The sequence below is a fragment of the Selenomonas sp. F0473 genome (genome assembly GCF_000315545.1).
Lineage (GTDB): Bacteria > Bacillota > Negativicutes > Selenomonadales > Selenomonadaceae > Centipeda.
Window position 1 is genome coordinate 536,487 of sequence record NZ_JH992902.1, and the last position, 12,046, is coordinate 548,532.

Sequence of the window (12,046 nt, forward strand, 5' to 3'; positions counted from 1 at the left end):
GCGGCGAAAACGCCGTTCACCATGCAGGATTACGGTACGCTATATCATCATAGTACGGTAAGCGCCCCGTTTTACTGCGTCAACGGACAGATATCTTTACAAAAAATCCCGAAAGCTTCCGTCTGTCTTCCGGGATTTTCGATATATACGCTATTCTTCCGCAAAGTATTTCATCGAGGTTTTCTTCCATTCATGCTTGGTATAGAGCATCCGCCGGTCCCCGATGCCGGTTTCCGCGGCGAGCGCGGCGGCAATCTCTTCGCACTCGTCGTGGCTGTATCCGTGAATCATCGTATAGAGGTTGTAGCGCCAATCTGCGGTACGGTTGCGCTCATAGCAGTGCGAGACGCGCGGATGCTCCGCCATGCGCCGCGCAGTTTCGTCTATGCGCACATCGGGCACATCCCAAACGCAGAGTGCGTTCGACGTAAAACCGACCTCTCGGTGGCGCAATACGGCGCCGACTTTACGGATCTTCTTTTCCTCGCGCATGGCGTCAATCCGAGCAATCAGTTCTCCCTCAGAGATGCCGATCTCGTCCGCCAACGCTTTATACGGTTCGGCAACAAGTGGAAACTCCCCCTGCAGGAGGCGGACGATCTTCTTATCGAGCGCGCTGATCTCTGCTGTCTCGGTCATACTGCCGCCCCCCTATGCGAGTTTGAACTGTACGTTGATCTTGTAACGCCGGTTCGCTTTAAGACTCATCGCGCCCTTGACGCCCGGGAGAGCGCCGACCTCGGCGAGGATTCGCTCCTCCGCCGCAGGATTGGGGGTCAGCAGTGTGAACCAAAGGTTGTATTGCCCCTCCCGCTCATAATTATGGGTGGCACCCGCATAACGGTTGACCGCACGCGCCACATCGGGCAGCAGCGCTTCGTCAACCTCAAGGGCAATGAGCGTCCCTCTGTAGCCGAGCCGTTCCGAGTTGAAAAATGTGCCGATCCGCCGCAAATATCCCTCGCGTTTTAGTTGCGTAAGGCGCTCCAACACATATTCCTCGCTCGTCCCCAACTGTTCCCCCAAACGCGCAAACGGCCGCGGACACACCGGCAGGTTCCCCTGCAGGAGGTTCAGCAGCCGTTTGTCAAAATCGGTCAATGCCGTTGTCATTGTACCCGTCCCCCTAAAGAACACACAGCGGCAGTCCTTACGCGCCGCACTGTATGTCCGCCTTGCTCAGGGGCAGGTGCTTCGGCACGAAACATGAACTGCATTCATTTCTTTCTGTGCCTATTCTATCAGATAGTCCTTCATGACGTCAAGTAATTCTAAACGTCCTTCATTTTTGGGTGACGCGTAGGGCAGGATCGTCAGTTCCGACACGCCGAGCGCCCGCTGCATCGCGGCAATCTGCGCGCGCCGCTCGTTCTTTCCGATCTTATCCGCCTTGGTTGCGACGACGAGCACCGGAATATCGTGCGCGACGAGCCACGAGAACATCCTGCGGTCGGATTCCATCGGCGTGTGCCGGATATCGAGCAGAAGACAGACGAAGCGCAGCTCCTCCGCGCTTAGAAAATACTCTTCGATAAATTTCGCCCATGTCTTTCTGCGGTCGCGTGCCGCCTTGGCATAGCCGTAGCCCGGCAGGTCGACGAGGTGGACGGGATACCGCTCCTCGCCCCCGTCGACACGCAGGAGCATCTCATAGAAATTGATCGTCTGCGTCTTTCCCGGTTTCGAAGAAACGCGCGCAAGCTGCCTGATCCGCGTGAGCGAGTTGATCAGCGAAGATTTTCCGACGTTCGAGCGCCCGATGAATGCGACCGCGGGGCGCCGCTCCTCCGGATACTGGTCCTTGCGCACGGCGGATGCGAGATAGGCGGCTCTCGTAATGACGACGGGTTCCTGCACGGCGGACCTCCTAGTTATACAACGCGATTTTGAGGACCTCATCCATATGCGCGACGGGTACGAACTCGAGCGCTTCGCGCACGGTATCGGGAATATCCTCGATGTCGCGTGCGTTCTCCCGCGGCAGGACGACGGTCTTCATCCCTTCGCGGTAGGCGGCGAGCGTCTTTTCCTTGACTCCGCCGATCGGCAGGACGTTGCCGCGCAGCGTGATCTCGCCCGTCATAGCGACGTCGCCGCGTACCTTGCGCCCCGTGAGCGCGGAGATCATGGCCGTCGCCATGGTGATGCCCGCCGAGGGGCCGTCCTTCGGGATCGCCCCTTCGGGCAGATGAATGTGGATGTCATCCTTTTCGTAAAAATCCTCTGCAAGCGCGAGCGCTTCGCTGCGGCTCCGCACATAGGAGAGCGCAGCCTGTGCGGACTCCCGCATCACGTCGCCGAGCTGTCCCGTCAATATGAGTTTCCCCTTGCCGCGCAGGATGTTGACCTCCGTCCGCAGGACGTCGCCGCCGACCTCCGTCCATGCAAGCCCCGTGACGACGCCGACAAGAGGTTTTTTCTCCCGTTTTGACGGGTGATACGTCGGCTTTTCGAGAAAGGTCTCCAGGTTTGCCTTGGTGATGCCGATCGGGGTTTTCTCCCCTTCGACGATGCGTCGGGCAGCTTTGCGGCACAGCCGGCCGATGACGCGCTCGAGAGACCGCACGCCGGCCTCGCGCGTATAGGAGCGAATGATCTCCGGATATACGCCGGCCGCGATGCGGACGTCCTTTGCCTTGAGACCGTTTTGCGTACGTTGGCGCGGCAGAAGGTGGCGCCGCGCAATCTCTATTTTCTCGAGTTCGGTATAGCTCGAGAGCGTTAGGATCTCCATGCGGTCGCGTAGCGGCGCCGGGATGCGGGCGGGGTTGTTTGCGGTGACGATCCAAAAGACATGGGAAAGATCAAACGGCAGATCCACATAGTGATCGCTGAACGTGCAGTTCTGCATAGGGTCAAGGACCTCTAAAAGAGCGGCCGACGGATCCCCGTGAAAATCCGCGGCGATCTTGTCTACTTCGTCGAGGAGGAAGACCGGATTCTTTGTCCCCGCGCGGCGGATCCCCGCGACGATGCGCCCCGGCATAGCGCCGACGTAAGTGCGGCGATGCCCGCGGATCTCGGCCTCGTCACGGATGCCGCCAAGGGAGGCGCGAACGAATTTCCGGCCCATCGCGCGCGCGATCGAGGCGCCAAGCGACGTCTTGCCAACCCCGGGGGCGCCGACGAGGCAGAGAATGGGCGCGCTCTGTTCCGGCGCAAGGCGGCGCACGGCGAGGTAGTCGAGGATGCGTTCTTTTATCTTTTCGAGGCCATAGTGGTCGCGTTCGAGCACCGCATGCGCCTCCGCCATATCGACGTGTTCCGGCGTCATCTCGGTCCACGGCAGCTCTACGAGGCAGTCGAGATAGCTGCGGATCACCCCCGTCTCCGCACTCGAAGCGGGGTTCGCATCGAGGCGCCGGATCTCCCGCGCGACGGTCTCTCGTACGGCCTCGGGGAATTCTTTTTGTTCCAGCGCCTCGCGATAGCGTTCCACGTCGGCGGATTTATCCGCAGCGTCTCCCAGTTCCTTGTGAATTGCCTTGATTTGCTCGCGCAGGTAGAAATCCCGCTGCACCTTGTCCATCTGCTTGCGGACGCGGCGATTGATCGTCCGCTCGATGTCCATGATGTCGAGCTCGTGCACGAGCGCCTCGTAGAGCTGCGTGAGCCGTGTGCGCACGTCAAAGGCAGCGAGGATTCCCTGCCGCATCTCGTATTTGAGGTTCAGGTGACTGGCAATGATGTCCGCAAGGCGTCCCGTATCCTCCATGATGGAGATGGAGACGAGCGCCTCGGGCGGGATCTTATGCGAGAGTTTCACCCACTCTTCGAATTTGCCCGTCACCCCATGAACGAGTGCCTCGATATCCTTGGGCTCCCGTGCGGGCGCCGCTTCCTCATATGCGCATACGTCCGCCTCCGCATACGTATCGCCCTCGCGGACGGCAAGGATCTGCGCGCGCTTCTGCCCGTCGATGAGAATGCGCAGCACCCCCTCCGGCATGCGTAAAAACTGACGGATATCGACAACGGTGCCGACGTCATAGAGATCGCGTTCCGTGGGATCCTCGATATCCGGATCCCGCTGGGCAACGACGAGCACCTCGCTGCCGCCCGCAATGGCGCTCTCGATGGCCGCGACTGAACGATCGCGGCCGACGTCGACGTTCACCATCATATGCGGATAGACAACGAGGCCGCGCAGCGGGAGCAGCGGCAGTGTTCGTTTCTCGGACATAGCGTTTCCTTCTCGTATCATGTGTGAGAACAAAAAAGGGACTGCCGCGGAAGGCTGCCCCTTTCTCATTCTAAAAAAAACCGTCAGTTGGCGGCCGCCATCTTCGCCGCGCCCTTGCCCTCAATGGTCAGAATGGGGTCGCTCCGGTTTGCGATGACATCCTTCGTCACCTGACATGCGGTGACGCCTTGGATGGACGGCACCTCGTACATCACGTTGCGCATGAGCCCCTCGATGATGGCGCGCAGGCCGCGCGCCCCCGTCTTGTGCGTAAGCGCTTCCTTTGCGATAAGATGCAGCGCGTCGTCCTCGAACGTGAGGCGTACGCCATCGAGTTCCAAGAGTTTCTGGAACTGCTTGACGAGCGCGTTCTTCGGTTCTGTCAGAATACGAACCATCGCCGCCTCATCCAGCGAACTGAGCGTGACGACGACGGGCAGACGCCCGATAAACTCGGGGATCAGCCCGTTTTTCATGAGGTCTTCGGGAATGACCTTGCTGAGCGACTCTCCGACGGAAACGCGCTTTTTCGAGCGCACTTCCGCGCCAAATCCCATCTGCTTCTTCCCGAGACGCGATTCAATGATCTCCTCAATGCCGTCGAAGGCGCCGCCGCAGATAAATAAAATGTTCGTCGTGTCGATCTGCAGGAGTTCCTGCTGCGGATGCTTGCGTCCGCCCTGCGGCGGCACGGACGCCGTCGTCCCCTCGAGGATCTTGAGGAGCGCCTGCTGCACGCCCTCGCCCGAAACATCGCGCGTAATGGACGGATTCTCCGACTTGCGCGCGATCTTATCAATCTCGTCGATATAGATGATGCCGCGCTGCGCTTTCTCAATGTCGTAGTCCGCCGCCTGAATGAGTTTGAGAAGTATGTTCTCGACATCCTCGCCGACGTACCCCGCCTCTGTGAGCGAGGTTGCGTCCGCGATGGCGAACGGCACGTTCAGGATGCGCGCGAGCGTTTGTGCGAGCAGCGTCTTGCCGCTGCCCGTAGGGCCGATCATGAGGATGTTCGACTTGCGCAGTTCGACATCCTCGCCTTTCCCCTGCCCCATATTGATGCGCTTGTAATGGTTATAGACCGCGACGGAGAGCGACTTTTTCGCCTCGTCCTGTCCGATGACGTACTGGTCGAGTATGCGGCGGATTTCCTTCGGTTTGGGGACGTCTTTCAGCCCGACTTCAACGTCGTCGCTGAACTCCTCGTCGATGATCTCATTGCAGAGTTCGATGCATTCGTCACAGATATAAACGCCGGGACCGGCAACGAGCTTGCGCACCTGCTCCTGCGTCTTGCCGCAGAACGAGCATTTGAGCTGCCCCTTGTCTTCCTCGCCAAATTTCATCGCGTCACACCCCCTCAGCCTTTGTTCTTGCTCTCTTTAGACGCGGCGGCCTTGGGGCGGACGACGACCTCGTCGATGAGACCGTATGCCTTCGCATCCTCGGCGGACATGAAGTTGTCGCGCTCCGTATCCACGTTGATCGCCTCAGGTTTTTGCCCCGTATGCTTTGCGAGGATCTCGTTTGCGGTCTCGCGCAGGCGGAGGATCTCCTTCGCCTGAATCTGAATGTCGGTCGACTGCCCCTGCGCGCCGCCCGAGGGCTGATGGATCATGATGCGCGCCTGCGGGAGGGCGTAGCGCTTGCCCGGAGCCCCCGCCGCCAGCAGGATCGAAGCCATGCTCGCCGCCTGCCCGATGCAGATGGTCGAGACGTCGGGTTTGATGTACTGCATTGTGTCGTACATGGCGAGCCCCGCGGTCACAACGCCGCCCGGGCTATTGATGTAGAGGTGGATGTCTTTATCGGGATCCTCGGATTCCAAAAAGAGCATCTGCGCGATGACGACGTTCGCCACGTTGTCGTCAATCGGTCCGCCGAGAAAGATGATGCGCTCTTTGAGCAGGCGGGAGTAAATGTCATAGGCACGCTCCCCGCGGCTCGAGTTCTCCACCACCATCGGTACATAGTAACTCATATATTCCTCCGCACAGGGGACACGTTACGCCGTGATATTGTCGACGATGAACTGCGCCGTCTTCTTGCGCAGCACGGTCGCCGCAAGATCGCCGACACGCCCCTGCTCTTTGATGATCTTCTGAACCTGTTTCGGCGTCGCGCCGTAGGAAACCGCCATCGCGTAGACCTCCTGATCGAGATCTCTGCCCTCGACTTTGATGCCTTCTGCCTTAGCGACCTCTTCGAGCATGAGATCGGTGCGGACGTTCTTTTCCGCCGTCTCACGGTACTCTTCGCGAATCTTTGCGATATCGAGCCCCGCATACTGGAGGTACTGCTCGAGACTCATGCCCTGCTGCTCGAGACGCATTGCCATCTCCTGAATCATCGCGGTGATGCGGTTCTCCACCATGACCGGCGGGATCTCCATCGTGCAGTTGTCCGTTGCCGTATCGATCGCTTTCGTGCGGCGCTCGGTCTCCGCCCGGCGCTCCGCGCCGGAGAGAAGATTCTTACGGATATCCTCGCGGAGTTCCGCCAGCGTCTCAAACTTGCTTGCTTTTTTTGCAAACGCATCGTCGAGATCCGGCAGTTCGCGCGACTTGATGCTGCGGATCGCACATTTAAAGACGGCGTCTTTGCCCTTCAAATTCTCCGCATGGTACTCCTCGGGGAACGTGACCTTCACTTCGCGCTCCTCGCCGACCTTCGCGCCGATGAGCTGATCCTCAAAGCCCGGGATGAAGCTGCCCGACCCGATCTGGAGCGGATAGTCCTCCCCCTTGCCTCCATCGAACGCCTTGCCGTCGACAAAGCCCTCGAAGTCGAGCGTTACAAAATCGTCCTTCTTCACGGCCGCATCCGCGGGTGCATCGACGAGCGTGCCCTGATTCTGGCGCATGCCCTCGATCTGACGGTCGATATCTTCGTCCGCCACGGCGACTTCCTTCTTCTCGACGGTCAGTCCCTTGTACTGCCCCAACCGCACGTCGGGGCGCTGCGTAAACTTCGCCGTAAAGACGACGTTCTTGCCCTCCTCGAGCGTCACGATATCGATCTCGGGACGCGTCACGGGCTCCATATTCTCCTCCGTCAGAGCATTCTCAAACGCCTTCTGTGCAAGTCCTTCGAACGCTTCCTGCAGGATCGCATCCTTGCCGACAAAATTCTCGACAATCTTGCGGGGCGCCTTGCCCTTGCGGAAGCCCGGAATATTCACGCGGGAGGAAATACGCTTTGCCGCGCCCTCCGACGCCTTTGCCAATTTATCCTGCTCAACTTCAATCGTCAGAGTGACTTCTCGGTTTTCACCATGCTCTGCCGTAACCTTCATTGTATGAAACGACCTCCTGTTTCTTTCCTATGTGTGGGCGCACAAATAAAGCGTTCCCCGCCTTTATATCATCTGTATGGTATCATAAAACGGTCAAAATGACAAGACAGCTTATTTCACCAACTCAGGCATCCGCGCAAGCGGCTCGGAGAGGTCCATATGCCCGGAGAGCGTCTCTACCTGCGCGCCGTCGATGAGAATGCGCACCTTCTCCACCTCCGGGAACTCCGTGAGCGTATCGACGATCGAGCCGACGAGCATCTCTTCCCCCGTCGACCCGCCGCTGAAGTTTTGCCGCAGTTCCTTGGAGAAGTCCACCGTCGCCACGCCGTCTTTCACTGTGATGCTGTGCATCTTCGTCTTTTTCGGTATGACGTTCGTCTGTCCCTTCTCCTTTGTGCCGGTGAGAAGGGACTTCATCACGGCCGTGTACTTATCGTCTTTCTCGGTGTTGACCATACGGCTGACCGCAACCAGTCCCATACCGTCGTCCTTCGGATAGTACACATTCACTTTGAGCGCCTTCGGCTCTTTCGGGCGGCAGCATTCGGGAACATCCTTCTCGGTCTGCGCCTCGGCGGCAGTTGCGGGTCCGGACGCTTTCTGCTCCTCCCCGCATCCTGCCACGAGCGCCAGGAACGCGGTGCAGACGAGGCCGCAGAGTATATATCTCTTGTATTTAGATCCTATCGACATTTCCGCTCTCTTCCTTTCATTCAAAATAACGTACAATCGCACGGAACAACGCTTCCGCCATCTTCTTTTGATAATCCGCACTGCCGAGCAGCGCCTCCTCCTCCGGATTTGAGAGGAACCCCATCTCTACCAGGGACGCCGGTATCTCCGTATGGCGCAGGACATAGAACTTCGCATATTTCACGCCGCGGTTGAAAAGCCCGCCCGCCGTCTCGAGTTCCTCATTGAGCAGACGCGCAAATCGCTCGTCGTTGTCCGTCTTCGGATAATAATAGGTCTCCATGCCGTGCGCGTCCGGATTCGTAAAGGCGTTGCAGTGAATGGAGAGGAACAGCTCGGACCGTGGGTTGCCCGCAGCGACATCCACGCGCGCCTGCAGCTCTCCCCTCGGAGAATGATCGGTATCGGAAACGTCCGCGTCCCGCGTGCGCGTCATGACGACGTTCGCCCCGGCCGCGCGCAGGAGGGACTCCGTTTGGAGCGCCACGGCGAGCGCGACATCCTTTTCGCGTATGCCGGAGTATCCGACCGCGCCCGAGTCGCTGCCGCCGTGACCGGGATCAAGTACGACCGTATGTCCGCGCACCGCCGTCCCGAGGGCCTTCCCGCCGTCGGCAAAGATATCGATGACGAGTTTTTCCTTGGTCTTGCCGCCCGCATCCCCCGGCACGGTACGCAGACGGTACGCATCCTCATGCGCCAGGGACTGCACCGTATAGATACGCAGAACGGCGCGATGGTCCTCGCGCTGCGCCAGGACAAGTTTCTGTGCGATCGTACCGTCAAGAGCAATCTCCTGCGGAAGGTTCTTTCCGATCTCGACATCCTCGATGTCGATAACCAGCCGGTTGTCCGCGCGGTAGCGCTGAGAGAGCGCATAGGAGAGTCCCGTCCGGTTCGTTTCAATCTCAATGTGCAGCGCCGCGCGCCCGTCAATCTCGGTCACATCGCTTGTCACATTCGTCAGACGATGAATCTTCCCCTTCGCCTCGCCCGTCCCGGCAAAAATCGTGAAAATGCAGACGAGCAGCGCCGCCGCCGTCAGCAATGTTTTCATCCGCGTCAGGTTTTTCAAAATACCGTAGTTCAATACCGGTAACACCTCCTATCGGTCGTGTAGCAGTGCGCGCGCCTCTGCGGCGGCGGCTTCCGTCGCGGCCGCGTCGCGTGCGACTGAAATCCGTATATAGTCTCCTTCCCCAATATCGTCGGGCAGAAATGCCCGGGGGAAGTTTACTTTCTTCATAGATTCGCCGAGCAGGAGCACGGCGTATTCCTCTTCAAAACGGTCGACGTACGCGGAGATCATTTCTTCCTCCCCTTTCCCGGCGGATGCTGCGGTTCATTCTTCTCTCGTTCCTCATAGATGCTGAAATCATTTTTGTTTCCTTTTTCCGGTTCGACGCGATAGGTATTTCCATCGCTGGTAATCGTGATCATACCGTTCGCCGGCGTGCTGTAAATATCCATCCCGCGGTCTCTGAGCGCCTCTCGTATTCTCTTATGCGGATGTCCGTATTCGCTGGGGACGCCGCAGGATATGAGCCCCGTTTCAGGCTGTACGGCCTTCAAAAACGCGGCGCTCGACGAGGTCTTGCTGCCGTGATGTCCGACCTTTAGAACCGCACTCCGCAGACGCATGGAATCGGAAGCGCCGAGGATCGCTCCCTCTTCTTCCTTTTCCGCATCGCCCGTGAACATCATGGTGAAATTGCCGAAGACAAGCCGTCCGACCACGCATTCATTATTGGGATCGGATTTTTTGTTTTTCTCCCTGTGCACCCGATCTATCATCTCGGGCGACGGCGCCAGTACCTCAAAAGAGGCGCCGCCGCCAAGATCCAAAGTCTCGCCGGCGGTCAACGCGCGGCTCTTCACATGCATTGCTTGGAGCTGCTTCATATAGCCGCGGTAGACGGGCGAATTCGACGGCTGCCCATTATCATAGACCTCGCCCACAGTATATTCCTTGAGCAGGATTTCCATCCCGCCGATATGGTCGGCATGCGGATGCGTGAGGATGATCTTGTCGATTTTCGTCACGCCGGCCTGCGCGAGTCCGGCGCGCAGCTTCTCCCGCTCGTCGACGTCCCCCGTATCGATGAGAATGTTCTGCGTTCCCGTCTGCACGAGGATCGCATCCCCCTGTCCCACGTCCAACATCCGAACGATGAGCGTTCCTTCGGCCGGATGTTCCCGCGCATCGCCGCGCGCAGGGAATGCGTCGAAACTGCGCACAAGAAACTGTGCGAGCAGAAATACGACGCACGTCGCGAGAACAATCCATCCGTTTCTGCGGAAATATTTTCTCATGAGCGCAGCGCCAAATTGATCAGGAACGCGATCGAAACGAGATACATGATCCAGCTGACTTTCCGATGCTGTCCGCTGACGATTTTCATGACCGTGTAGCTGATGAACCCGAACGCAAAGCCGTTCGCAATACTCGACGTGAGCGGCATCATGATGATCGTGAGAAATGCCGGCAGCGCGTCCGTAAAGTCGGCAAAGTTGATTTTACCCACTTCGGACATCAAAAGCGCGCCGACGAGGATCAGCGCCGGCGCCGTCGCAAACGCTGGCACAAGGCCGATGAGCGGCGTAAACAGCAGCGCTGTCAGGAAAAGCAGCCCCGCCGCGACGGCAGTCAGCCCGGTGCGGCCGCCCGCCGCAATCCCCGCCGCGCTCTCGATATAGGACGTGACCGTCGACGTGCCGAATACCGCCGATGTCATCGTACCGACGGCGTCCGTCGTGAGCGCTTTATCGATATTTTCGATCCGGCCGTCCGGTTTTACCATTTTGGCTTTGGCGGTCAGACCGATCAATGTGCCCATATTATCAAACAGTTCGACGACGGTAAACGTAAAGATGATGGAGACCAGCCCGTAGTGCCATGCCCCCGCGATGTCGAGCCGGCCGAACGTCGCCCCCATATGCGGAAGCGATGTGCTGACGATATCCGCAATCCCGTGCGGCGCGGGCGTCAGCCCAAACGCCATCGCCAAGGCCGTCGTGACAAAGATGCCGATGAGGATCGCACCGTGAATATTGCGCGCCGTCAGCGCCGCCGTAAAGAGCAGCCCAAAGAGCGAGATCAGCGTCGTCGGCGCGGTGACATGTCCGAGGGAGACGTAAGTCGCCGCGTTCTCAACGATGAGCCCCGTGCCCTTCAGCCCGATGAACGCGATGAAGAGCCCGATGCCGACGCTGATGGCGAGTTTCAGATCCCGCGGCACGGCGTTGATGATCGCCTGCCGGATGCCGCCGACCGTCAGGATCAGAAAGAGCACGCCGGAGAAGAACACGGCGCCGAGCGCAACCGTCCAGTGCAGGCCGAGCACGCCGCAGACATAGTAGGAAAAAAACGCGTTGAGTCCCATGCCCGGCGCGAGCGCGACTGGATAGTTCGCAAAGAGCCCCATCGCCATGGAGGCCAGCGCCGCGATCCAGATCGTCGAAGCGATCGCCGCTTCCTTCGGAATCCCCGCGTCGGCAAGGATGTTCGGGTTGACAAACAGGATGTATGCCATCGCGATAAAGGTCGTCATACCGGCGAGAAGCTCCGTCCGAACCGTCGAGCCCTTTTCACGCACTTTGAAATATCGTTCGATGAATGACGGCGGCGTTCCCTGCATCTCCATAGCAGCATCTCCTTAAAAAAACAAAAAAAGCCCGGTAAAGGCTAAGGATAGAAATGGCGGAGTGGGAGAGATTCGAACTCTCGCAGCGGTTACCCACTCTAACGATTTAGCAAACCGTCCTCTTCAGCCTCTTGAGTACCACTCCATATGTACTTTTCCGCCGCTTTTGCGACATGGAATATATTATCAGAAGCATGCATTGTTGTCAAGATGAAAAAGGTTTTC

At 58.7% G+C, this 12,046-nt stretch carries 12 protein-coding genes and 1 tRNA gene; all 13 read right to left on the reverse strand.

Features of this window, described 5'->3' with window-relative positions:
• Positions 1–150 precede the first annotated feature (150 nt).
• Positions 151–639 carry an AsnC family transcriptional regulator gene (locus tag HMPREF9161_RS02515; protein WP_009728108.1) on the reverse strand — a complete coding sequence of 163 codons (489 nt, stop codon included), beginning with the start codon at positions 637–639 and terminating at the stop codon, positions 151–153.
• 12 nt (positions 640–651) lie between these two features.
• Entirely contained in the window at positions 652–1,113 is a 462-nt protein-coding gene (locus HMPREF9161_RS02520; protein WP_009728109.1) for an Lrp/AsnC family transcriptional regulator, read from the reverse strand.
• 120 nt (positions 1,114–1,233) lie between these two features.
• Complete coding sequence (gene yihA, locus HMPREF9161_RS02525; protein ID WP_009728110.1) at positions 1,234–1,857, reverse strand: ribosome biogenesis GTP-binding protein YihA/YsxC; 624 nt, start codon at positions 1,855–1,857, stop codon at positions 1,234–1,236.
• A 10-nt stretch (positions 1,858–1,867) separates the two neighbouring features.
• Positions 1,868–4,183, reverse strand: a complete 2,316-nt coding sequence (gene lon, locus HMPREF9161_RS02530; RefSeq protein ID WP_009728111.1) for an endopeptidase La — start codon at positions 4,181–4,183, stop codon at positions 1,868–1,870.
• Positions 4,184–4,266: 83 nt separating this feature from the next.
• Entirely contained in the window at positions 4,267–5,532 is a 1,266-nt protein-coding gene (gene clpX / locus HMPREF9161_RS02535; RefSeq protein WP_009728112.1) for an ATP-dependent Clp protease ATP-binding subunit ClpX, read from the reverse strand.
• A 14-nt stretch (positions 5,533–5,546) separates the two neighbouring features.
• Positions 5,547–6,167 (reverse strand): ATP-dependent Clp endopeptidase proteolytic subunit ClpP, encoded by a 621-nt coding sequence (gene clpP / locus HMPREF9161_RS02540; RefSeq protein WP_009728113.1) that lies wholly within the window; start codon positions 6,165–6,167, stop codon positions 5,547–5,549.
• A 24-nt stretch (positions 6,168–6,191) separates the two neighbouring features.
• Entirely contained in the window at positions 6,192–7,481 is a 1,290-nt protein-coding gene (tig, locus tag HMPREF9161_RS02545; RefSeq protein WP_009728114.1) for a trigger factor, read from the reverse strand.
• 111 nt (positions 7,482–7,592) lie between these two features.
• A complete protein-coding gene (locus HMPREF9161_RS02550; RefSeq protein ID WP_009728115.1) occupies positions 7,593–8,177 on the reverse strand; it encodes a GerMN domain-containing protein in 585 nt (194 codons plus the stop codon).
• Positions 8,178–8,193: 16 nt separating this feature from the next.
• The gene (locus tag HMPREF9161_RS02555; protein ID WP_009728116.1) at positions 8,194–9,267 is read right to left on the reverse strand and encodes an N-acetylmuramoyl-L-alanine amidase; all 1,074 of its coding nucleotides are present in this window, start codon (positions 9,265–9,267) and stop codon (positions 8,194–8,196) included.
• A 15-nt stretch (positions 9,268–9,282) separates the two neighbouring features.
• Positions 9,283–9,486, reverse strand: coding sequence for a DUF3006 domain-containing protein (locus tag HMPREF9161_RS02560; RefSeq protein WP_009728117.1), 204 nt, complete (start codon positions 9,484–9,486; stop codon positions 9,283–9,285).
• Positions 9,483–10,490 carry a ComEC/Rec2 family competence protein gene (locus HMPREF9161_RS02565; RefSeq protein ID WP_009728118.1) on the reverse strand — a complete coding sequence of 336 codons (1,008 nt, stop codon included), beginning with the start codon at positions 10,488–10,490 and terminating at the stop codon, positions 9,483–9,485. Before HMPREF9161_RS02565 ends, HMPREF9161_RS02560 begins: the two co-directional genes overlap by 4 nt.
• On the reverse strand, positions 10,487–11,821 hold the full coding sequence (locus HMPREF9161_RS02570) for an NCS2 family permease (RefSeq protein WP_009728119.1): 1,335 nt from the start codon (positions 11,819–11,821) through the stop codon (positions 10,487–10,489). The genes HMPREF9161_RS02565 and HMPREF9161_RS02570 overlap by 4 nt, the downstream gene beginning before the upstream one ends.
• 54 nt (positions 11,822–11,875) lie before the next feature.
• A tRNA-Ser gene (locus tag HMPREF9161_RS02575) sits at positions 11,876–11,966 on the reverse strand.
• Between the last annotated feature and the right edge of the window lie 80 nt (positions 11,967–12,046).